Source organism: Halobaculum saliterrae, assembly GCF_009831625.1.
GTDB classification, from domain to species: domain Archaea; phylum Halobacteriota; class Halobacteria; order Halobacteriales; family Haloferacaceae; genus Halobaculum; species Halobaculum saliterrae.
This window is the reverse complement of record NZ_WUUS01000012.1, coordinates 20,863-41,671: the sequence shown is the minus strand read 5'-3', so window position 1 is coordinate 41,671 and position 20,809 is coordinate 20,863. Positions and strand designations below refer to the sequence as shown.

Below are 20,809 nucleotides of genomic sequence, written 5' to 3'. Positions count from 1 at the left end.
TCGACTGGGTCAGTCCAACGATGAGTCTCGAAATACTCAACCGACACAGTGAGGCATTGTTCGAGTTCCTCTGGTGTCCCGTCTGTGGGCACGAGATATTCAGCCACATCCCCTTCGAGGGGGTGTTCTGCAAGAACTGCAACACACAGGTTGAACTTCAGGAATCACGGGAGACACGCGGCTACGAGGAGGCCGTGCTCGCCTGCTTCGACACCACCACGACCTGGAACCTCCACGTCGACGAGAAGCTACGTCGCGACCTGCCTAATGGGTCGGCACGTGTGAAGGTCTTCGGCGCACCGGGCGCCTACGAGGTCGACTGGTGGAGTCCGGAGCCGGGTGAGGACTGGGAGCCTGTCGAGCGCGGCGAGTTCGACGATGTCGAGGAACCATCAGAGGTGTCGCACCTGGCGTAGAACACACGTTAGGGCGGTGAATTTACGCCCGACACACGTCGCAGTCCCCGCATCCACGAGGGGTTCGCTCGCCGAAGTAGAGGCGGCGCCACCGAGCAAACTGATCCGCATACGTGTCCTTGCTGTACGGGAATTGGTACAGATTGACCCCGTCCGGCAGGTCTGTTATTTCGGGCGCATCTACGCCGGGGAATCCGTTACGAAACACGAGATCTTCTGTATTGGAGACCAACTCAGGAGCAACTGTGGATGGGTCCGAGGCCTTCAAGAAGTAGAGTGAGGGGATGAATTCTTTTGGGTCGAAGAACCCGTTTGCGTGAAGAATCCACCCACAGAGCCACAGATACGCCTTTTCACTGGAGAAGAAGACTCCATAGTGGTTGTCCGATTGCCGGCGTTTGTACACGAATACGGGGAGGCCATAGCTGAAGCCGACCCGCGTTGGCTCTGCGTGGATATAGCAGTCCTCACGGTCAATATAGTGGACCAGCGGAGCTTGACACAGCTTGCCCGGGTGCTCACCAGTACCGATCTGCTCCCACAGCTCCGAGACGGAGGCCACGTCCGCGCTCTCGCCCTCGAGAGTCGTATCATCGATTGCACGATGAACGGGCACAGCAGACTGAATCTCCTCGGGAAGGTCATCGCTGGACAGTTCCGCCGTCTCTCGATCAGGGAGTGTCCGATAGAAGTGTTTGTAGAAGCCCTCACGACGCCGCTTGTCGGCGAGCGTTTCGCACCGGGCGCAGTCCTCGATGAACATCGCTGGTACCACCCGGTCTGGATTCTCAGCGGCCTCTTCGTACAGACTACGCTGCCGTTCAGCCCGACTGGCAATCTCATCCGGATCGGGGAGCGGTGAGCCCCTCTCAGACTCCGATGACATACGCATACCTTTGGGCTGAAACAGCATCAGTTTCCGAGCAAGGACCCCACCCGACCGCCATCTTGCGAATTTCGGAATCCATTTTTAACCGGGTTTAAGTTGTCCAGTGACAGCCATTCGTCGAGAACCCAAAGACCCCACTCGATTCAGGAGAGGTTGTTTCTGCGCCGGCGATGGGTGCCGGCGATGCAGTTTGGGTCCTGAACTTCATATACCAAGGTGGATGAATCCGTCCTCGACTGGCGAAGCCACCGGTGAGAACATGAGTCCTAATCGTATTCCTCCTGAGAAACTCATAGAGGAACTACAATCCATAGCGGATCAACTTGGTCGGACCCCCTCGTCCCGTGAAATCGACGAATTGAGCTCCTATTCGAGGACGACGTATCAAGACCGGTTCGGAAGCTGGAACAACGCAGTAGAGGAAGCGGGGCTGGAACCGGGGTACAGTAGCACAGCGAATATCGAAGACCGAGAGTTACTGGAGGAACTTGGTCGACTAGCCGTAAACCTGGATCGGACACCGCGACAGCGGGATATGGAACGGCAAGGGAAGTACAGCGTAACGACATATCAGAATCGGTTCGGCAGTTGGAACGACGCTCTCCGGAAAGCAGGTCATCAGCCTGCAAAGCAGTGGAAAGTGGACCGTGACGAGCTCCTTGCCGAGCTACGGCGTCTGGGAAGCCGACTTGATTCGTCGCCGACTGCTGCCGAAATGGATGAAGAAGGGAAGTTCAGTAGCTGGGTGTACCTCTCGGAGTTCGGCAGATGGAACAATGCGCTGGAGGCCGCAGGATATGACCCAAACCAGCCGGATGCGCTGTCTCGGGCTGCACTTCAGACGGAACTCAAACGGCTTAGGGATGAGCTGGAGCGAACCCCTCGCAAGCGGGATATGATCAAGCATGGGGAATACAGCCCCGAACCCTACAGGCGGAAATTTGGGTCGTGGAATGCTGCGCTTCAATCGGTTGGAGCTTCTCTAAATCAACCGGACCCATTCACCGAGGAGGAGGCCTGTAAGGAGCTACGGAACCTCTACAAGCGGTTGGGGCGCCCACCCACGACAACAGATATTCGGAAGCATGGGTCCTGTTCGCCTGTTCCAATTCGGCGAATCTTCTCATCGTGGGAAGCGGCACTCCGGGCAGCTGAGCAACAAATACTGGAGGAGTACCTCCTGCGAAAGACCCTCCGTCCCACGCAACGGTTCGGCGAGAATTGGCACATCAAGCGGGAAGAGATCATTCGCCGGGACGACGAACAGTGCGTTTGGTGTGGGATGGCTCGCGAACGGCATCAGGACGAATATGGGATGGATCTCCACGTCCATCATCGCATCCCGCGGTCAGAGTTCGTCGAATCTTCTGATCAAGAGCTCGAAGACGCCGACATGGAGCAGAACTTACTGACGGTCTGTGCGGGCTGTCACAGACAACTCGAACAGCTCCCGATCCAACCACTTCCACCGCCCGAGTGAGCGGAGCGAGTTGTTATTGCGCCGGTGAGGGGTGCCGGCGCACAAGCGCCGGAGAGTATCAATGTCGACACGGAGTCAACTCCGATTCGTCCAACGAGTCGACCAGGACGGCAAATCAAAGGCTGACAACCGCGTTGCACAGGTGTACCGGCATTCGGACGGATACCCGACGAGCGTACTTCGGGATCTTGCGCAACAGAAGGAGCTTCTCGATGCGACCCGTGCCGAGAGGGGGCCGGGTTACGCGGCGGCGACGTTCGTGTTCCTCGATAAGCTCTCGACGGCCGGCCTGTATCTGGATGGTGATCCGGAGCGCACGATCGATGCCGATCAACCCTCGGATCTACTCGACCCGGACAATATGAAGCATCTCGACCAGCCGCTGTTCCTGCTGGGACACGGTGTCGAGAATCCGGCCGACGGCATCCACGGCGACGAAGAGTACCTCTACGTCGTCGAACTCCCGAACCGGAATCCGTTCGAGGACCCCTCCGAGTGGACCGTCAAGGTGAGTGGTCACTCCGCCTTCCCGCGCTGGGATGGCCCGACCGAAGAAGCCTTCGAGCGGGCTAGCTGGCAGTTCCATGGCCCGCTTGAGGACGCGCTCGAAGAGATGGTCGCTGAGCCGGCGTGAGCACCGGGGCCGCTCAGATGACGCCGCCGATGACGAGGAGTCCGACGACGAGCAGCAGCGTCGCGATGACGCTTCCCCCGGCCAGCCACTTGTTCTCCATGGCCTTCTCGTGGAGCGGCATCTCGGCGTACTCTTCGCGGAACGCCTCGAGATTCTCCTCGTCGTAGAAATACTTCGTCTTCAGCGCGAACCGTCCCGTCACCGCACAACCCGTACAGATCGGCTCGCCTTCCAGCCGCTCCGTTTTAATATGGCTGGAGCAGGCGATTGCCCCGCAGTTCGGACAGTAGGTGTACGTCTTGGCGCCGCCGCTCGTGTCACAGTGAACGCACCGATGGATGCCGTCCTCGGCGGTCACTCTTGACGGACCTGCCGCGTAGTACTCGTAGGGGTAGGTGTACTCCTGGATGTCGGTAGTGTGCCGAACTTCCGGGAGGTATACTGGTTCGATCGACTGGACGGAGATGTCCGAGCGGTTCGGCTCGCAGGTCTTGTTGTAGGTGACGTTGTTGTCGCCGGTGTAGGTGACCGTCGTCGTATGGTGCTGCTGGAGCCGCTCGACGGCCCACTCCTTGTACTCCGTTTGGGTCTGCCCGAACCGGTGCTCCTCGACGTCGTCGAACACCTCCGCGAACTGCTCGGTATCGAGTTCGACCGTCGCGTGGAGGTTCTCGGTGACCAGCGTTGCGACGTCCTCTTCGACGACCTGCGGCTGCCCGCGTTCGGCGTGGGCAACGAATCGGGTCCGGTCGTTGATCCGGTGGATGACGCCCACCGACGTCTCGAAGACGGCGTTCGTGTCCGCGGTGACCGCGACCACCGGGCGGAACGTCACCGCCGACTGCGGTTCTGGGAGGTCGGCGGCCTCGATGTTCTCGATGTCGCGGAACGCCTCCGTGACTGGCGCGTCGACGTCGGCGGCCGGGTCGTACGGGCGTAGCGTCTCGTCGCAGAGAATCTCGATGCGCCCGTTGTAGATGTCGAGGCCGATCTCGTCGGCGATCTCCCGGAGGTCCTCGCCGTCGAGCAGCTCGATTGGATGGGGGTCGTCGTTCTGCTGGAGGCGGTCGGCGTACTCCTGGGCAGGGTTCGTAAACCGGCCGGTCGTGACGACCATTCCGCGTTTGAGGCCGTCGAAGTCGAACGTCGCGATCGCCGAGTGGAGCTTCTGGACGACCGGCCGCCCGACCGTCCCCGTGTGCTTGCACTCGACGATGATCGCGCGCCGCCTGCCGTCGACGACCTCCTCCATGATGACGTCGCGTCCCTCGTCGGCCGTCTTCTCGGCCTGGCGGACGTTCTCGTAGCCGAGGTTGCGGAACACGTCCTCCATCACGTCCTCAAACTCGAACCCCGAGAGATCGTCCAGTACAGCCATCCCGATATACTGGACAGTACGTTGCAACTGTCAAATACGTTGTCGAACGCAGCCCGTCCTGTTTTTTGAACCCCCGAGAGGGGTGCGGGGGTGATCGAACGAGCCTCCCGCGAGCCAACCTATGAGTGGAATCAGCGACCCACGCTCGCACGTACAGTCACGGGTCTCGGATGATGGCGACACCGTCTATGTCGGCTACCGTCGTCGAGGCCGCGCCATCGTCGAGAACCAATCGGATCAAGAACAGCTCACGCCGGAGCGGAGTCTCGCGCTGGTGAACCACAGTCCCTCGGGGCTCGAATGGGGGTATGGTGGTAGTGGTCCGGCACAGCTCGCGCTCGCACTCCTGCTCGATTACACGGGCGACGAGGCGTTCGCCCTCGATCACTACCAGGAGTTCAAAGACGAGGTCGTAAGCCAACTCGAATGTACAGGTCCCGACGGATGCTGGCGCCTCACCGGCAGTGACATCGACGCAGTCCTGCACGAAATATCCGGAGAGCCGGTCGCACCGTCCATCTAAGCACCAATCACCGAGAGTGATCCATGTCAGAACACAACCAGTCGTCTCGTTCGAATGGTGAATCGAAATCGAACAATACGCAATCGTCACCGACGGAGTACATCGAACGCAGTGATGTCGGCGTCTCCCTCACCGTAAAACTCACTCGTGGCACTGGCACCCGCGATCAGGACAAAATCGTGGCCAAAGCGAAAGGCAAGACCCTCGAAGACGCCCGCGAGGATATGGAAATCCTCAGAGAGTACATCCACGATCTCGCTGAGGACGCCCGTCAGATTCAGCCGGAAGAAGACGGGTAGCGGAGAGCGCTGTTTTTTCGCGCCTCAGCAGTGCTGGAGGCGATCATCTGTGACCAATCCTGATGGACAATCGACTGACGCAAACGAGCTTTCACCAGAGCAACGGCTCGAAGCCCCGAATACGCGACTCATCAACGCCGGCATCGTGACGATCAACGATATGGAGACGCTACGAGCCTGCGTCGCCTACGAGAACGCGAATCAGCAGCGCGTCCAGATCCTGCGCCGGCTCGAGCATCGGGCCAGCGAAATCCGCGCAGAAGACGGTTGACCCAACACCCGGAGGTGTCTGTTGGAGCCTCAGTGGGTGGAAGCTCAATCCAGATGAGCGATCGAATCGAAATCGAGATTCAGCGACAGACAGCGTTCGGTGATGATTGCCGGCTCGAAGTGACCGAAGCGAGCGTCGAGACCTCACTCGAGAACGTCGGTGCCAACGTGGATCACCGCGACCGGGATTCGCGGCTTGGTCGCCCCGAGGCGAGTGAGTTCGGCGTCGACGACCGACCCGAAGTTGAGCAAACATCGGAGGGAGATCAGTCGACCCTCTTCGCTGATACAGACGAAGACCAGCAGACCCTCGCTGGTGATGATGCGGTCGACCGCTGTCTCTTCGAAGAATAAACTGCCTCTATTGATTAGTTATCCACCGAAATATTATAGTCTAAACTATAATAGTCTGAGTTCTAACTTTGAAGCGACGCTGAGGGCCTAATAGCCGGTGGTGGTTTTTCGACCCCCAGCAGGGGTGCGGGGAATCCGAACGCCCGCATACAACCGATGGAGATGAATTCGACTACCGACCCACGAGCAGTCGTACAGGATGCAAATGAGCGATGTCAGGCGAATGCAGACCGCGTCGAGTACGTCGGGATGCGCGTCGACGGGACGCCAGTGGTGCTGAACCTCACCGCACACGAACGCCTCTCCCCAAATCGAAGTCTCGATCTCGTGCGGCATAGCCCGGCGGGATTCGACTGGGGCTATACGGGAAGCGGACCGGCACAGCTCGCCTGTGCGCTCCTCCTCGATTACACCGACAACGAAACCGTCGCCCAGCAACACTACATCCAGTTCCGCAACGACGTGGTCAGTCAGCTGGTGTGTGATGGCCCGGCCGACTGCTGGCACCTCACCGGGGAGGATATCGAGGCGGCACTCGCCGAATTCGAAGAGTACCGAGCACTCACGCCAGATGGTGGGACGCCGTCATCGTCACTGCCGGCGAATTGGAGTGCGGTGAGCCGGACAGATCGGACAGTCTTCCAACGTCAGGATATCGACCACTACGTCGTCCTCGCCGAAGGGAGCGAAGAGTGGTTGATCATACTTTGTGCGCAGGGGGACCGGGCGTATCCCGCCCCGCTTGACCATCGAACACTTCCGGTTGAGAACGATCCTGCTTCAGCCGTTCAGGAACTCGTCGCTGAGAGTAACGACCTCGTCGAGCCAGAGGAGGACATCTGATGGAGAACATCCGACTCTCGCGGGCCACGTATCAGCGCGTCGAACGAGCCTACGAGGAGCAGCTGGAGGCGGACGGCGACAACGGGTCGCAGGCGTCGCTCGCCGGCGAGCGAGCGCTCGCGAGCATCGAGCGTGTGAACGAGGACCTGCAGGCCAACGTCGAGCAGTTCGAAGCGCGTGAAGAGGCGCTTCGCGAGCGGTTCCAGCAGGTGACGAACTAGCGCAGTCATCCGTTTTCGCGTTTCCATATGGCAAACGAGAACGCCCACCAGCAGTGTCCCGTCTGTGATCGCCGAATCGCGAGCGTGACGATCGTCGGGCCGAGTGAAGCAGTGGTCGCGCCGTGCGGGCATCGTGTCGTTCCCCACCGACTCGACTGAAGACTTGACTCCGCTGAGCGGACACGGTGGCTACGTCGTCTCTATATTAACCAACGATGTGCGGGTTCTGGAGACTAGTGTTGGTTAATAGCGGACTGCGGCTCCGTTTATTGCCCCTCAGAGAGGGTGCAGGGCGGCTGGATTCGCCCTCGCAGCCCATGTTCATGTCGCTCGAAATCAACTCCAGCAGCAGCACTGATCGCGACATCACCGCTGCCAGACAAGCCGATGTCGTGGCGTTCCTCCATCGGGCGCCGTTCGCTCTAGATGCGTATCGGCTCGGATTCCTGCCTGGGTTCCGAGAAGACTGTGGGTACCAGCAGACCCAGTATCAGGACCTAAACATCCCCGTCGGGATGTTGGATAACGACTTTCGGAATCCCGATCTGGCTCGGTACGTCGCCCGATTTTTCGAATACGAACCCAAGGTTGGCGTGATCGGAGATGTGTACGAGGGAGACGACGTCGACGAGTACGTGGCGGCTGCCCGCGAAATTCAGGCGAGTTATCCCGACGCAGAACTCGTCATCGTCCCGAAGTGCCGCGAAGTGATCGACACGATCCCCGACGGCGTCGTGCTCGGCTACTCGCGGGGGTACGCCGACCGATTGGCGCACGAGTTCTCCGAGCCGACCGACTGGCGTGGCCGTCGTGTTCACATCTTGGGGGGCAGCCCACCGAAACAGTGGGACGTCATCCAACAGCTGACCCGACCGACACTCACGGACGACCCACCGGCCGACATCGTCGGCCTCGACTGGAACGGGCTGCATCGTGGCGCGCAGTTCGGGGAGTTCTGGACGGCTGACGGCTGGGATGATAGCGGTCGTGACGCCTCCCACGTCACAGTTCGGAAGACAGTCCGACACAGTCTCGCCCGGATCAAGGCCTTCTGGCAGTCTCACGGTGTCTGGCCCGACTCAACACCACATAACGACATCCTCGAAATCGAGTACGAGGGCCCGTCACCAACCGATCTCGATAGTGCTACGTGTACCGAATGCGAAGCGAACGTCTGGACGACTCGGCGCGGTCCCTTCATCGCTGAGTATGATACCGGCGTGCTCTGTGGCTACTGCAGCTACGAGTGCTACTTCTCACATCGCCATCGGAACAACCTGGAGGAGATCGCCGGCGAGCAGAGCGTCTACCTCCCGCCGGCGTGACGCTACGAGTAGTTTTTCGCGCCCCGGAGGGGGCGAGGGCTCGATTCAAAAAGTCCTCCGAGAAGGTGATTTTCCGTGAGTCAACAACAGCGTTCGAACGACGTCTCGATCGACGACATTCCAGTCGACGTATCGAACACCCAATCAGGCGAGGTCGACCCCGCCGAGGTACCCGAGGAAATCCGGTCGATCACTCGTGGACTCGCAAGCGAGCAACCGCCGACGAATCCGCTCGTCGTCCTGAAGGCCGCCCGTTGGTGGTATATACATGGTAAGGGCGGGATCGATCCCGCGTTCCAATGGGCGATCGAGTGGGCACGACACCTCGCGACGGACACGCCGAGCGATGTCGACCAGTTCGATTCGTTCCTCGAGTATCTCGTCACGATCGGCCTCGCTGACGAGAAGGCGGCGCTTCGATAACCGATCCCCATTCACATTGCGGGGTGTTTGACCGGGCACTATCTCGAACAGAAACGAGTCTGACTGCAACCTGCCCAGATAGGAGGACGTGTACTTAGAACTGGTAGCACACAACGTCTTCTCCACCACAGGTCGGACACGTTTCGGCGTCCTCGGAAAGGGTCGTTCCGCAGTGGCGGCACTCATACAGAGTGGATGTCGTGGACGTGCGAGTACCAACGACCCCGCGGAGCGTTTCGACGAGACCCATCCTCCCGGTAATTGTATCGCACTGGTTGTTAATCCCAGCTTCCGATAGCAACCCCGGCATAAACCCCGCAGTCGCGCCGTCGTTTATTGTGCGCCCCCGAGGGGTGCGGCGCGTCCTGACTTCTCGGAGACATCGTCGTACTCGATGTGATGCAATCCATGCTGACAACCAGTGAGTCGGAGGTCTCGTTCGAGGAGACCGACACCCGACACGACGAGATGCACAGTACCATCGAAGACTGGATCGACGAGCTCATTGCAGACGTCGGTGAGGCAAAAGCCAGCCAACAGTTCCAGGAGTGGCTCGATGTCCAGTCCCGATTCCATGACTACTCACATCGCAACACCCTCTTGATCAAGCTCCAGTGTCCCGAGGCAACCCGCGTAGCGGGCTACAATACGTGGAGATCGGAGTTCGACCGGCACGTCCAAGAGGGCGAACAGGCGATCTGGATCTGGGCACCCATTATTACGAAGCAGTGCCCCGAGTGCGAGAACTCACCGAGCTACCACGAGCAAAGCGACTGTGACTATGACGAGACATCGCCCGAGGAGTGGTCGAAAGGACTGGTTGGATTCAAACCAACGGCAGTCTTCGATGTGTCTCAAACCGAGGGCGAACCGCTACCCGAGCTGGAAACCGAGGCAGCTGGTGACGCCGACGACCTGGTGCCAGCGCTCCTCCATGCGGCAACTACTCTCGATATCGACGTCCGTGTCGTCGACGCTGCCGAGTGGGAGCATGGCGACGCGAAAGGCGTCTGCAAGCACCGGAATCTCCACGAATGCCAACCCGTCGTCGAAGCGAAAGCCCGCTCAAATCAGGCTGATCTCGCGGTGACATTGGTTCACGAGTACGCCCACGCGCTGCTTCATTTCGATGGCGACGACGAACCCGAGCGTGCAAAACGCGAGATCGAAGCCGAAGCCGTTGCGTACATCGTCGGGCGGTATTTCGACCTCGATACGAGCGGATCAGCGTTCTATCTTGCCGCGTGGCAGGACGACGATACGGAGAGCATTCAGGAGCGTCTCGGCCGGATCAGTTCGACCGCGCAAGAGATAATCGGGACGGTCGGCGGGGGCTGAACACGCCTTCCCCCTGTCTGTTAACCAACGCTTGGGAGGTGCTTTGTCCACACTGTTGGTTAATTCGTTCGGCGTCCGACCCTGCGTGTTTCGATCGTCCCAAGACATCCCCCGACAGTCGATGTTATAATTCAGAATCGATTCGGCGCTGCTGGTCACGAAGGAACTCGACGACGGCCTCGATATCCTGGTCGGGAACCGTTTGCTGTTCGAAGACCCCCTTGAATGCGTCCGCAAAATCCTCCGACGTGAGTCGGTCGAGGACAGTCTCGATGCGACCAGCGAGCTTCTTGGACTCCCCGCGATGCAGATGGGTCGCGATCAGGTCGAAATCCGCGCCAGCAGCAAGCACCACCAGATCCCGGGAGTCTGCCTTGCGGCCACTGTGAAGTTTTACTGCAAACAGCAACTCCCGTTCTGGAATCCTGGCTGTTACCGGGCGCCCGGTTCGCAGTTCCTCAGTGACAGAGTGCTGGGCCAGATAGCGATACGACCATTCAGCTTCCGTCTGGCGACAGCCCAGCGCGTCGACCATCGCGTCGAACCGAACCGGATTCCCGATATCTTTCGTAAACCGAATAGTACGGCCCTCGTAGAGCTCGTTTCGCTCGACATCGGCCGTTTTTTCGTAGCCGCGGTCGGTGAGAAGGTCGGTGTAGTCGTCAACCGCTTGTGCCGGAATGACGACGTCGACGTCCGTGGTGAAGCGTTGATTGAACGCCGCAATCGCCCACCCACCGACGAGCACGTACGGCAGATCAGCATCAATGACGGCCCCCAGGGTGTCCAGCAATTCGTCTTCGCGTTCGCCGAGACTCATGCGTTCAAACGCGGATCCTCGTGGGACGCGTCGATATCGCGGTCGTACTCGTTAGCGATCATTTCCAACGCCGGCTCGTAGTTCACCCGGTACTCCAACATGTGCTCGATTGCCTCATCCAACGGAATGACCGGATTGCCGTCGACCCACTCGCGAGTGATGTCCCCACTCGTCGGGAACAACACGTACGAGACGGTCGCATCGTAGTCGGTTGCATCCGGCCGCTCTTCGATCCGGCTCGGAATGCCGAACTCGTCGAAGAACGCCGTCCACCGTTCGACGTCCTGGTCGGCGACTTTGATGAAGATCGGATAGTCATCGTGGCCGCGGGCGATCTGATAGCCGCCGTGGGTCCAGACGTAGACGCCGTCGATTTTCGTGTACGCAAAGGGCATCCCGGCGAAGTGCGGAATGACGTAGGCGTCGTCGATCGAAGGGGGAACAGCGCGAGAGATGGCCGCGACGAGATCGTAGTAGCGATCCCTCACAGCGTAATTCTCGATGTAGACGCCGTCCTCACGCCGGATGAAGCCTGCATCCTCCAACCGCTCGATCCAGTCGTAGACCCACGAGTAGGAGCCGTCGATCTTCTGGGCGATTCGCCGGATCGAGTCGCCCGGCCGGGCCGCGACCATGATCTTCGCCGCGGTCTCGTCGACGTACTCCATCATCGCTAGTTATCGGTATCGTATCTAACTGTATTAGTCTTGTCCCCCGTATTCCCTATAGAGTTATCTCTATACAGATATACTTTCCTTGGCTCCGGTAGTCCGATCCGGCGCAGCATTCGAGCAGAGATGAATTAACCAACAAAGGATACGAATGATCGCTATTCGTTGGTTAAGTCTATCAGCGCCCGCCGAGGGGCGGAGGCGCAGTCCCGTCTCCACGAACCATGACTGAACCGTATTTGTCCGCTGTCCTCAATGAGGCGGAACGAGTTGCAAAACAGCACGGCCAGGTCGCTCGATCGACGGACGATCCAGCACACGAGTACCTGCGGTACGGCGTCCTTCGGCTGCTCGAAGGCGAGACTGACGAGATGGTTGCGGACGTGCCCGATATCGACGGCGTGACCGTCGGGTACGGAGAAGACAAGGCGATGTTCGATAGCTGGAGCTCCAGCGAAGACTGGTGGGAGACCGTCCCGCCACAGGAGTCGTGTACCCGCTTCCGGGTGTTCTTCCCGGACGACCACCAGACGGTTCCCCGCGACATCGTCGACGTGATGGCCGCGCTCGGTGCCTGGCGGGTTTGGACCGGGAGTGCAGCCGCGTGCGGCTCCTATGACCATCGCGAGCGCCGCGAGGTCCATTACCTCTGGCCGGAAGATCATCCGGTGGAGGAAGTGCTCCACGAGCGGCTCAGTGGCCCTGCGGAAGCCGTCGCTCCCGACGGTGGCCGAACGGGCGACGTTCGCGACCGACTGGTCGTCGACGAGAACGCACAGTCGCAGGACGATCTCGAGCCCCGCACGAGGCGTGCCGTCGGCGAAGCGATGGACGTTTCGCTCCTCTCGAAAGGTGGCCGCTACGAGGTGCAGTCCGCGTCCGGGAACCGGTACGAAGTTGACGTCATCGACAAGTCGTGTACCTGCCCTGACTGGGAGCAGCGCTCACCCGAAGGCGGCTGTAAGCATCTGCGTCGCGTCGATCACGAGATAAAACAGGGTCGTGTTCCACGTCCGGATGGGCGCCTTCCAGCACCCTCGAACTAGAACGATATCTTCTGGAGTGCGTGGTAGTGTGGCGGCACACTAGACTTTTCACGGCCGGTCACGTACCGAGAGGTATGAGCAGCGACAGAATCGACGCCGAAAGCAAAGTGTCTGGCAATCAGGCGAACATTCCGGCCCGGATTCGGCGTGAACTCGATATCGACGACGGTGACCAGCTCCGTTGGCATCTCGAAGATGACGGGAGCATTCGGGTCCACGTCATCCAACAGCAAACCGGCACGTTCGCCGACTTCGACGGCTACGCTGGTGAGGAGCCGACCGATGTCACGAGCGATCACGACGCCTGGGGCGTCGACGTCGAGTAAATGCCCCGTGCACTGATCGATACGACAGTCCTCTTTGCCGCCGCATACCGGCGGGATGGATCCCACGATGCCGCGCTTCCCGTGCTCCAAGGCATTGACAATGGAGCGCTACCGGAGGCAGTCGTCCTCGACTACGTGCTCGCGGAAACGCTCAACGGCCTCACGACCCACGCCGGCCACGACGCAGCCGTCGATCTTCTCGATCGAATCGAAGAAAACGCCCGCTTCCACATCGATTCACTCACCACCGACGCCCTCGCGACCGGGAAGGCCCTCTTTCGCCAACACGAACCGCTCTCCTTCGTCGACGCCTGCATTATCGCGTATATGCAAACCGAGGGGCTCGGCTACCTGTATGCGTTTGACGACGATTTTGACGCCATCGAGGATGTCTATCGGCTCGAGACAGCAACGAATCCCTACGACCCGAACTAACCCTGGCAGACGCCACGGCTGGCGACGACGTTCGGTCTCAGGAGGGTCCCACCTCGTACTCAGCCGCCAGCTCCTGGAACTCGTCCCACGCCGGGAGCCGGTCGTCGTCGACCTCACCGTGCGTCTCGAGGTAGCGCAGCAAGGCGTCGATTTCGTCTTCGAGGCCATACTTCGTTGCCTGCTCTCGGAGGTCCGCCTCGTGGACGTCGACGTGGCTGAGCAGGAGGAGACAGTACGAGCGGTGGCGACTGCCGTCGTCGATCAGCAGCGTGTGACAGCAGAGCTCCGCCGGCGAGACTGCGTCGAGTTCCTCGGAGTAGAAGTAGTATCGATGGCCAGTTAGCAGGAATTGGAGGTCGAAGGCCGCAAATCGAGCGAGGCCGGTTTCGTGGAACGCCTCTGCGTCGATCTCCGTCTCGGTCTGGGCGAGGAATTCGTCGTAGTCTTCCCAGAGAATCGTGCCCTTCAGGGCGACGGCTTCGAGGCGTTGGCGATGTAGATGGTGGGCGAGTTCACGGGCGAACTCGTGGAGGCGGTCGAAGTCGGCGTTGAACTCGTATCGGCCGTCGGCTGTCCCGACGAGCCCACGGTTCCGAAACCGCTTGAGGACGCGGTTAACCGTGTTGCGGTAGTTGTCGCTCCGGTCGGCGATCTCGGAGACAGTTCGTGGCTGGTCGAGGTAGTACAGCACCTCGAGTGCCTTGCCGGTCAGCAGCTCGGGGAACTCGATGTGGGAGTGCTGGCGGACGAGGTCCCGATAGAGTTCGACGGCGCGAGCATCCGACGGGACGACTCGTTTTCGCCGGCCGTCGCGTTCCGTGTACACGAGTCCCTTCTCGACGAGGTCACCGACGGCACGGGAGAGGTAGCTCTCGCTGTGGTCGAGCTTCGTCGCGAGTTCGGAGATCGTGTCGCCGCGGTCGACCGTGGCGAGGACCTCGAGTTCGATACGCCGGAGCACGGTGTAACATAGTACGAAACTTGTATATAAAGAAGTTTCGAGTATTGTTACATCCAGCAAGCACGGAAGCCGTCTCCATCGTCTTAACCAACAATACTATGGATTCGTGGGGTGTGTTGGTTAACACGAGAGTACCCGATGTCCTACGAACCCCCGACCCCACCGGTGAACCTCCCGACGGAGATCGTCGACGCCCTCAACGAAGCCACATCGGAGCATCTTCGGGACGCTGCCAGCTACGCCGAGGCGTTGGCCGAACACAAGGAGCGTGAAGCTCGTCTCGAGGAGGAAGCGGAAGACGCTGACGTCGAGGAGCGCCCCGATGACCTCCCGGAGGACGTGCCAGCGAAGGCGACGATCACGATCAAGGAAATCAACGACAACCGCTACTACTACTGGCAGTGGCGGGAAGGAGATTCAGTGACTTCGAAGTACAAAGGGCCGGTGAATCCCGACGAGTAGACGAGATGAAACTGTAGCCTGATATTCGTTTCAACGTAATTCGTAGCGTAGCAGATGACACCCCCCAGAGTGTGAATGGGATCAGTTTACCCGACACCCCTCGGTGTGAATGGGCTACCAACCGCCACTCTCTAACGAGACTTCACGCCGAGAGAAGACAGAGCAACACGCGGATAGATTACGCCTCGTTTACCCCCACACCCCTCAGTGTGAATGGTCCACCACCCAGGGTACCGCGATTAAGAAGCCCTTAACAGCAGAAGTCCTCACGCCGTAGGGAGGGTTCTCGCCTCAGTGGCGAACCTTCGGCTTCGGCACAAGGCCTCGCCTTTTAGAATACTTCTACTCGGAGGGCTGTTTAGACTGTAGTATAATAAAGATAACTACAACTGCGGTGCAGTGCAGTAGCGGACCGGGTCAGCTACCGTAGCAGAACGTGTAAGGCGCTCTCCGTGCCGTAATGAGACTTTAGACGGACGACACAGCTTACGGGTCGAGTCCGGCTCCGTCTTTACAACAGTCGTGAACTATGGGGGCCCATTCACACCGAGGGGTGGGGGTGTCACCATCCCATCAACGTCTGGAGTTCCGGCGTTGAGTTGATCAGTCCAGTTCGTGTACTCTCAACGTCTCCTTGAAGCGAATACGACCTGAACTTCCCCTGATCTCCGCCTTCCTTCTTTTTCGATTCGAGAACTCCTGTCGTGACGTGTTTGTTCAGAAGCTCAAGCGCACGATTGTACCCCTTGGGCTCTACTTCGACGTCCCGAGCTACTGTTTGGTAAACCTCGTGAATCTCTGACGTCCGGAACCATTCTTTCTCTGGGTTATTCCGGTCAAGACGTGTAAGAGCAAACAGGAGTAATTTCCCGGACAACGGAGTCCCTTTCACCATCTCCATGAAGAGCTCAACTTCGACGAGTTCGTCAGCTTCGAGAACGTGATTCGCGGTCACGATATCATCGCCTTCTTCGTCGGCGATCTCGCCCGCATTCCGGAACAATCGGACTGCCCGTCGAGCGTCACCGTGTTCTTCAGCTGCAAGTTCAGCTGTGGTTGGAATCACCTCGTCATCGAGGACACCGTCGTAAAATGCGTCCCGTCGATTTTCGAGGATTGCAATGAGCTGGTCTTCTTCGTACGGTGTGAACGTTCGGTGTTCTGGTTGGAGAGTCGATTGAACCCGTGACTCGATTTCTCCTTTGAATTCGATGTCGTTCGAAATCCCGATTGTAACGACTGGGAAGTCAACGTCGTCTTTTGATTGTGTCCGTGATAGCGTGTAGAGGACCTCGTTGACTTCTCCGTGCTTGTCGATTTCATCGATGATGACGACGAGCCCACCAGAAAACTCCCGCTGAACAACGGGCCACAATTTCTGATCCCGATAATGCTCGGCTGAGAGGCCCTGATAGGGGACATCAAGTGGGTTCTCTGCTTTCGCGTTTACCTGCTCTGCGATTTTTCGGAAGGTGGAGGTATATGTAGAGATGGGATCCGGATTAATGTAGGCAGTAACGATCGGGGAGTCCGTTCCTGCAGTTGCTGCTTCGAGCCGCTCACAGACGTGTCTTGCAACTAGTGTCTTTCCCGTCCCGGTTTCTCCCCACTCCAGGACGTTATCCGGGACGCTGTTTGTCCGCATCTTTCGGAGATTCTTGGCCAAGAACGTGATATGGTCGTCTCGTCCGACAATTCGATTGGCGTCAGGAACGTTATCGATCTCGAGCAACCACGGCTTCTCAAAAATATCTGATTCGTCTTCGCTGTCCTCCTCGTCGACATTTAATATCTCATCGACGGTTGTTTGCGTGGAATCGTCATTTGGCATGAGCGGACCAATTCGCCCCATTCACATATAGGTTGCCCACCCTCGGTGTGATTGATTTACCTCCATTCACACTCCGGGGGGTGTTCCAGGGAGCAAGACCCCCCAGAGTGTGAATGGGATTGACCTCGTCGCCCACTTGTGATTCTGCTCACCTCAGGAGACATTTGAGACTACTCATCCGTTCCGGGCAGCTGTAAACTCCGTCAGCTCCACCTCTCGTGTCTCCGCGAGTCTCCGTCGAATATCTGTACGATCCCACCCCAGCGGCAACAGCACGCTCTCAACCGCTCGAACCAGCTGCGTCTCGTAGTACGAAGCGTCATAGGTCTCGATCGCTTCGTGGGCGAGGGCGACCCGGTCTCGCGAGGATTTCTCGTCGTCGACGACCACGTACTCGATATCCTGGCCCGGGTGGACCGCCAGATCCTGCTCGCGAGCCCGTTTCAAGGCCGCCACGTTCTGGGTATTCTGTGAGTAGCCTTCCAGCGGCTTGGAAACACGATTCCGCTCGACGAGCCGCTCCACTGCTACGTTGCCCGCCTGCAGTTCGTCGATTGCTCGTTCGAGACGTCCGAGCACTGCGTCCGGTGACCGTGTGGCATCGAGCCGGTCGAGACAATCCCGTTGGACGTCCTCGATGAACGGCGGGGTCGAACGCTGTCGGGCTTCGATACCTCTGATTTTGAAGTCGTCGTCGCCGGCGACCTTCCCGAAGTACTTCGTCAGCGCGCCGGCGTCGCTCTCGCGCTGTGGCACGAACGCCACCCAGTCGTAGTGCGCCTCGTGTTCGAGTCGAATCTCGACGCAGTCTGTGATCTCTGTTGCGAGCGTCTGGAGGTCCTCTCGGTCCTCGTCGTCGACGTCAGGGTCCGGGGTCACCCAGATGGAGTCGACGATGCCGTGGACGACGTGCCAGCCGCCGGCTTCCAGCCGCTGTTTCGCCGTCAGCAGAATCTCCCGAGCGAACGCGTTAATCGCCTCGTGGCACTCGATGCGACCGAACTTCGCGTTGCTGAACCCTTGATAGCCGAAGCAGGCGACGAGAATCCACTTCAGCGCTCCCGACCGCCCCTCGAGCTCAGCCAGTCGGTCCTCGTCGGGGTCATTCCGTTCCTTCTCGCGACGGATGGCCGCCTTGATCTCGTCGCGTGCGTCGATGATCGGTTGCAGCACGTCGACGAGGTAGCCCCGGTCGTCGCAGATCGAGTACCCGAGGCCGGGGACGTCGTCGCGGTCGCTGTGGCAGTCACACCGGATGACGTCCGGCGAGACGTTCCGGGTGCAGATGATGTTCGGATACAACGAGGAGAAGTCGAGTTCGTGGACGTTCTCGTGGAGGCCCACCTCGGGCGCGAAGATGAAGCCGCCGCGGTCGGCGTCGTGGAGCGTCCCCATCGGCTTGTAGAACTCGTGGCGCCAGGAGTTCCACGGGACGAGGACACCGCGGTCGTGGGCCTCGCAAATCTGGATCGCCGTGAGGACGTTCCCGATCGACGCCCACGCGAGCTCCTGGACGGGCTTTTTGGAGCGCGACACGAGGTCGAGGACGCCGTCGAGGTTCGTCTCCCCGTAGAAGAACGTGTTCGACTCGTCGATGATCGCCCGCCCGGGGACGTTGTACCGCGCCGGCGAGTGACCGACGCGGCCGTAGCTCGAGTACGTCGACCGGCTCGCGAGCTGCTGGTAGTCGACGTCCGGCCACCGACTCAGCGAGAAGTCGTCGACGCCGGCATCCGTCGCCATCTCGTATAGGGTCGGGACGATCTCGCTCGTCGAGCAGACCAGGACATCTGGATCGTGCGCTTCGAGTGCCCTTTGGACGGCGGTCAGTATATCCGTCGGCGAACCGGTGACGGTGTCGTCGGCGACGGACAGCTCCCCATAGACGTCGTTGCTCGTTTCGGTCACCGGAACGCTGAGCCGGAGCGTCGACAGCTCGCTCGCCGGCGTCGGATCGGCACCGGTCTCCAGACAGTATCGGAACTCCCGTGAGAAGTCGACATTGAAACAGGCGAGATCCCCGACTGGATACTCCGACAGCTGGCGTGCCTGCCGGGCGAGTGGGGTGACGCGGTCGATGTGGGCGACGTCGACGGCGAGGACTGGTTCCTCGTTCCGTCGAAAGCTTGGCCCTCGCGCAATCGTCTCGGTCGCGACGACGTCCGGGTGCTGGTCGTACACCGACTGGAGGGTCGTGAGGTCGAGATCGATCTCTGGGTCGCGAGGGGCGACGTAGAAGCGTGGGGTATAGTCATCGCGCTCGGTCGCGACGGCGCCGTCGGCGGTTGCCTCCCACTCCAGGACGCGGCCATCGTCCAGAAAGTCGATACTGAACGGCATCTGTGGCTATTTCGCCTCTGCCGATTTGGACGATTGCGTTTCTAATAAGCTGAGGCGTGTCGTTTCCGAGTTTCAACCGAATAGGTACAAAACGTCTCTAATATCCGATCTTGTCTTGTTTGGCGCGTACACCCTCTTTTCCGGGGTGCTTTCCGGGAACATAGCCAAGCATTAACCAACAGATCCGGGTGCTGCCGTCATTTGTGGGTTAAGCACCGAATTTGATCGTCGTATATCTCATTTATATGCCAACAGAGCCTTTGGCCGTCATCCCCATCCACCAAACCATACTCTGAGTATATACGGACCAAAGACTTATTTAGTATCTGGAGTATGGTATTGGTATATGAGGCCGAATGTTGACATTCCGTGGTCCATCCATGGGAGAATCAAGGAGCACGCAGAGCAGACCGACCAAACAATCGAGGAAGCGTATATTGAAACCCTTGAGAATGGAGTCCGCGATCTTCCCGAACAGCGGGGAGAGGTTACTCTTCCAAGTCCCAGTTACAACGATTTTGGGCCACGACTTATTCGAACGCAAGGAACGGACTCACCGGACATTAATGACTCAGTGACGTTCCATCCGTTTTTCCACCTCGGTGAGAACTCAATGGAAATCCGAACACGGATGGATGATATGGATGTCGATGAGTTCACAGACCGATTGGCAAGACTCCACAACGTAGGAAGACTCAGCACGTCTTGGTTCACCGTTCATCAACTGGGTGGAGCACTCGTCGGTCGGGGGCCTGCTAACCTTGTCACGGCAGTTAGAGAAGCCCACGCCAGGTTCGCTGATGAGGAAATTCCAACGTACAAGAATGGACACCTCATCTATATTGCCAACCTCGCCTACGAAGACGAGTACTTGCTTATCAGGGCAGAGATTCCCCGATCATCCCGTGACAAACAAGTACTTTCGAATGTCGAACTCCGGTTCATCACAGAAGGCGTTCCCGTCACTGGAGCACTCTATCAACGTCTGGCTCGCGCTTTTGGCTTTAATGAACTATTCAATGCCACGGCGTTCGATCTTCCGCGAACCGGATTCAACGCACCAGAAGGTAGCACACCAGTTGTTACCGAACAAATCACCACGGAAGAGGAGAACTACGACGACCCAAGTGTTAACGGGCTTATCATCGAGAATCCCTTACAGAATAACGATGATCTCCTTTCTCATCTCAAATCGGAACTTAGCGGACCTGATCGGTCCAAATCAGAAGCAGAACACCATATTGAGGTGTTAGCAAATTACGACGAGTTGTACTGTGATCTCACTCACAACCACGGACTGTCTGAGGACCGGGAGTATGAGTTCAAGGGATTATCTGCGACATACATCAAGCCCCTTTTCAACCGAAACAGTACGTGGAATCTTACAGCCAGTGTCAGCTGGTGATTTCAGTACGAAAATCGGTTGTGACGTGTTTCTTCAAATAGGACGCTCAATGTCTATGAGTAGAAATTCCCACTCTCAATCTAAAGATCTAGTCTTAGCAAAACTCTGGAATCGTGGAG

The 20,809-nt window shown here is 58.8% G+C and carries 23 protein-coding genes and 1 pseudogene; 17 read left to right on the top strand and 7 right to left on the bottom strand.

Annotated elements, in window-relative coordinates; all coding sequences use genetic code 11:
* The first annotated feature begins 20 nt into the window (after positions 1 to 20).
* Positions 21 to 416: a DUF7567 family protein gene (locus GRX01_RS16860; RefSeq protein ID WP_159670420.1), complete on the top strand. Its 396-nt coding sequence runs from the start codon at positions 21 to 23 to the stop codon at positions 414 to 416.
* Between the two features lie 22 nt (positions 417 to 438).
* Here the strand turns inward: GRX01_RS16860 and GRX01_RS16855 are convergent, their stop codons facing one another.
* Entirely contained in the window at positions 439 to 1,179 is a 741-nt protein-coding gene (locus tag GRX01_RS16855) for a RecQ family zinc-binding domain-containing protein (RefSeq protein WP_233741089.1), read from the bottom strand.
* Between the two features lie 385 nt (positions 1,180 to 1,564).
* Here GRX01_RS16855 and GRX01_RS16850 point away from each other — a divergent pair, with 385 nt between their 5' ends.
* Both GRX01_RS16850 and GRX01_RS16845 read left to right on the top strand, forming a co-directional pair.
* On the top strand, positions 1,565 to 2,785 hold the full coding sequence (locus GRX01_RS16850; protein ID WP_159670414.1) for a homing endonuclease associated repeat-containing protein: 1,221 nt from the start codon (positions 1,565 to 1,567) through the stop codon (positions 2,783 to 2,785).
* Between the two features lie 61 nt (positions 2,786 to 2,846).
* Positions 2,847 to 3,419 (top strand): hypothetical protein, encoded by a 573-nt coding sequence (locus GRX01_RS16845; RefSeq protein ID WP_159670411.1) that lies wholly within the window; start codon positions 2,847 to 2,849, stop codon positions 3,417 to 3,419.
* Positions 3,420 to 3,432: 13 nt separating this feature from the next.
* On the opposite strand, the gene GRX01_RS16840 is transcribed toward GRX01_RS16845, so the two are convergent.
* Positions 3,433 to 4,797: a restriction endonuclease gene (locus tag GRX01_RS16840; RefSeq protein WP_159670408.1), complete on the bottom strand. Its 1,365-nt coding sequence runs from the start codon at positions 4,795 to 4,797 to the stop codon at positions 3,433 to 3,435.
* A 121-nt stretch (positions 4,798 to 4,918) separates the two neighbouring features.
* Between GRX01_RS16840 and GRX01_RS16835 the strand changes: the two genes are divergently transcribed.
* The 9 genes and pseudogenes from GRX01_RS16835 to GRX01_RS16790 all read left to right on the top strand — a co-directional run bounded on the left by GRX01_RS16835 (position 4,919) and on the right by GRX01_RS16790 (position 10,393).
* The gene (locus tag GRX01_RS16835) at positions 4,919 to 5,320 is read left to right on the top strand and encodes a DUF6166 domain-containing protein (protein ID WP_159670405.1); all 402 of its coding nucleotides are present in this window, start codon (positions 4,919 to 4,921) and stop codon (positions 5,318 to 5,320) included.
* 23 nt (positions 5,321 to 5,343) lie between these two features.
* On the top strand, positions 5,344 to 5,619 hold the full coding sequence (locus GRX01_RS16830) for a DUF7389 domain-containing protein (protein ID WP_159670402.1): 276 nt from the start codon (positions 5,344 to 5,346) through the stop codon (positions 5,617 to 5,619).
* 49 nt (positions 5,620 to 5,668) lie between these two features.
* Positions 5,669 to 5,890, top strand: coding sequence for a hypothetical protein (locus GRX01_RS16825; protein WP_321168183.1), 222 nt, complete (start codon positions 5,669 to 5,671; stop codon positions 5,888 to 5,890).
* A gap of 53 nt (positions 5,891 to 5,943) precedes the next feature.
* On the top strand, positions 5,944 to 6,243 hold the full coding sequence (locus GRX01_RS16820) for a hypothetical protein (protein ID WP_159670399.1): 300 nt from the start codon (positions 5,944 to 5,946) through the stop codon (positions 6,241 to 6,243).
* A gap of 156 nt (positions 6,244 to 6,399) precedes the next feature.
* Positions 6,400 to 7,086 carry a DUF6166 domain-containing protein gene (locus GRX01_RS16815; protein WP_159670396.1) on the top strand — a complete coding sequence of 229 codons (687 nt, stop codon included), beginning with the start codon at positions 6,400 to 6,402 and terminating at the stop codon, positions 7,084 to 7,086.
* A gap of 26 nt (positions 7,087 to 7,112) precedes the next feature.
* Positions 7,113 to 7,307: pseudogene (locus tag GRX01_RS16810) on the top strand (hypothetical protein); the annotation flags it as partial.
* A 323-nt stretch (positions 7,308 to 7,630) separates the two neighbouring features.
* Positions 7,631 to 8,632: a DUF6610 family protein gene (locus GRX01_RS16805; RefSeq protein ID WP_159670614.1), complete on the top strand. Its 1,002-nt coding sequence runs from the start codon at positions 7,631 to 7,633 to the stop codon at positions 8,630 to 8,632.
* A 75-nt stretch (positions 8,633 to 8,707) separates the two neighbouring features.
* Positions 8,708 to 9,055: a hypothetical protein gene (locus tag GRX01_RS16800; protein ID WP_321168182.1), complete on the top strand. Its 348-nt coding sequence runs from the start codon at positions 8,708 to 8,710 to the stop codon at positions 9,053 to 9,055.
* A gap of 408 nt (positions 9,056 to 9,463) precedes the next feature.
* Positions 9,464 to 10,393 carry an ArdC-like ssDNA-binding domain-containing protein gene (locus GRX01_RS16790; RefSeq protein WP_159670608.1) on the top strand — a complete coding sequence of 310 codons (930 nt, stop codon included), beginning with the start codon at positions 9,464 to 9,466 and terminating at the stop codon, positions 10,391 to 10,393.
* Between the two features lie 124 nt (positions 10,394 to 10,517).
* Here the strand turns inward: GRX01_RS16790 and GRX01_RS16785 are convergent, their stop codons facing one another.
* Positions 10,518 to 11,213 carry a nucleotidyltransferase domain-containing protein gene (locus GRX01_RS16785; RefSeq protein ID WP_159670393.1) on the bottom strand — a complete coding sequence of 232 codons (696 nt, stop codon included), beginning with the start codon at positions 11,211 to 11,213 and terminating at the stop codon, positions 10,518 to 10,520.
* Positions 11,210 to 11,881: a helix-turn-helix domain-containing protein gene (locus tag GRX01_RS16780; RefSeq protein ID WP_159670390.1), complete on the bottom strand. Its 672-nt coding sequence runs from the start codon at positions 11,879 to 11,881 to the stop codon at positions 11,210 to 11,212. Before GRX01_RS16780 ends, GRX01_RS16785 begins: the two co-directional genes overlap by 4 nt.
* A gap of 227 nt (positions 11,882 to 12,108) precedes the next feature.
* Between GRX01_RS16780 and GRX01_RS16775 the strand changes: the two genes are divergently transcribed.
* From GRX01_RS16775 to GRX01_RS16765, 3 genes are all read left to right on the top strand, one after another.
* Entirely contained in the window at positions 12,109 to 12,930 is an 822-nt protein-coding gene (locus GRX01_RS16775; RefSeq protein WP_159670387.1) for a hypothetical protein, read from the top strand.
* A 74-nt stretch (positions 12,931 to 13,004) separates the two neighbouring features.
* On the top strand, positions 13,005 to 13,256 hold the full coding sequence (locus GRX01_RS16770) for an AbrB/MazE/SpoVT family DNA-binding domain-containing protein (protein WP_159670385.1): 252 nt from the start codon (positions 13,005 to 13,007) through the stop codon (positions 13,254 to 13,256).
* Complete coding sequence (locus GRX01_RS16765; RefSeq protein ID WP_159670382.1) at positions 13,257 to 13,691, top strand: PIN domain-containing protein; 435 nt, start codon at positions 13,257 to 13,259, stop codon at positions 13,689 to 13,691.
* 37 nt (positions 13,692 to 13,728) lie between these two features.
* Here GRX01_RS16765 and GRX01_RS16760 read toward each other — a convergent pair whose 3' ends face one another.
* A complete protein-coding gene (locus GRX01_RS16760) occupies positions 13,729 to 14,652 on the bottom strand; it encodes a helix-turn-helix transcriptional regulator (RefSeq protein WP_321168181.1) in 924 nt (307 codons plus the stop codon).
* A gap of 138 nt (positions 14,653 to 14,790) precedes the next feature.
* On the opposite strand from GRX01_RS16760, the gene GRX01_RS16755 reads away from it, so the two are divergent.
* Positions 14,791 to 15,114, top strand: a complete 324-nt coding sequence (locus GRX01_RS16755; protein WP_159670379.1) for a hypothetical protein — start codon at positions 14,791 to 14,793, stop codon at positions 15,112 to 15,114.
* A 562-nt stretch (positions 15,115 to 15,676) separates the two neighbouring features.
* On the opposite strand, the gene GRX01_RS16750 is transcribed toward GRX01_RS16755, so the two are convergent.
* Together GRX01_RS16750 and GRX01_RS16745 are read right to left on the bottom strand one after the other, a co-directional pair.
* Positions 15,677 to 16,945: an orc1/cdc6 family replication initiation protein gene (locus tag GRX01_RS16750; RefSeq protein WP_159670376.1), complete on the bottom strand. Its 1,269-nt coding sequence runs from the start codon at positions 16,943 to 16,945 to the stop codon at positions 15,677 to 15,679.
* Positions 16,946 to 17,119: 174 nt separating this feature from the next.
* Positions 17,120 to 19,285: a type B DNA-directed DNA polymerase gene (locus tag GRX01_RS16745; protein WP_159670373.1), complete on the bottom strand. Its 2,166-nt coding sequence runs from the start codon at positions 19,283 to 19,285 to the stop codon at positions 17,120 to 17,122.
* A gap of 346 nt (positions 19,286 to 19,631) precedes the next feature.
* Between GRX01_RS16745 and GRX01_RS16740 the strand changes: the two genes are divergently transcribed.
* Positions 19,632 to 20,690 carry a hypothetical protein gene (locus tag GRX01_RS16740; protein ID WP_159670370.1) on the top strand — a complete coding sequence of 353 codons (1,059 nt, stop codon included), beginning with the start codon at positions 19,632 to 19,634 and terminating at the stop codon, positions 20,688 to 20,690.
* Positions 20,691 to 20,809: the final 119 nt, after the last annotated feature.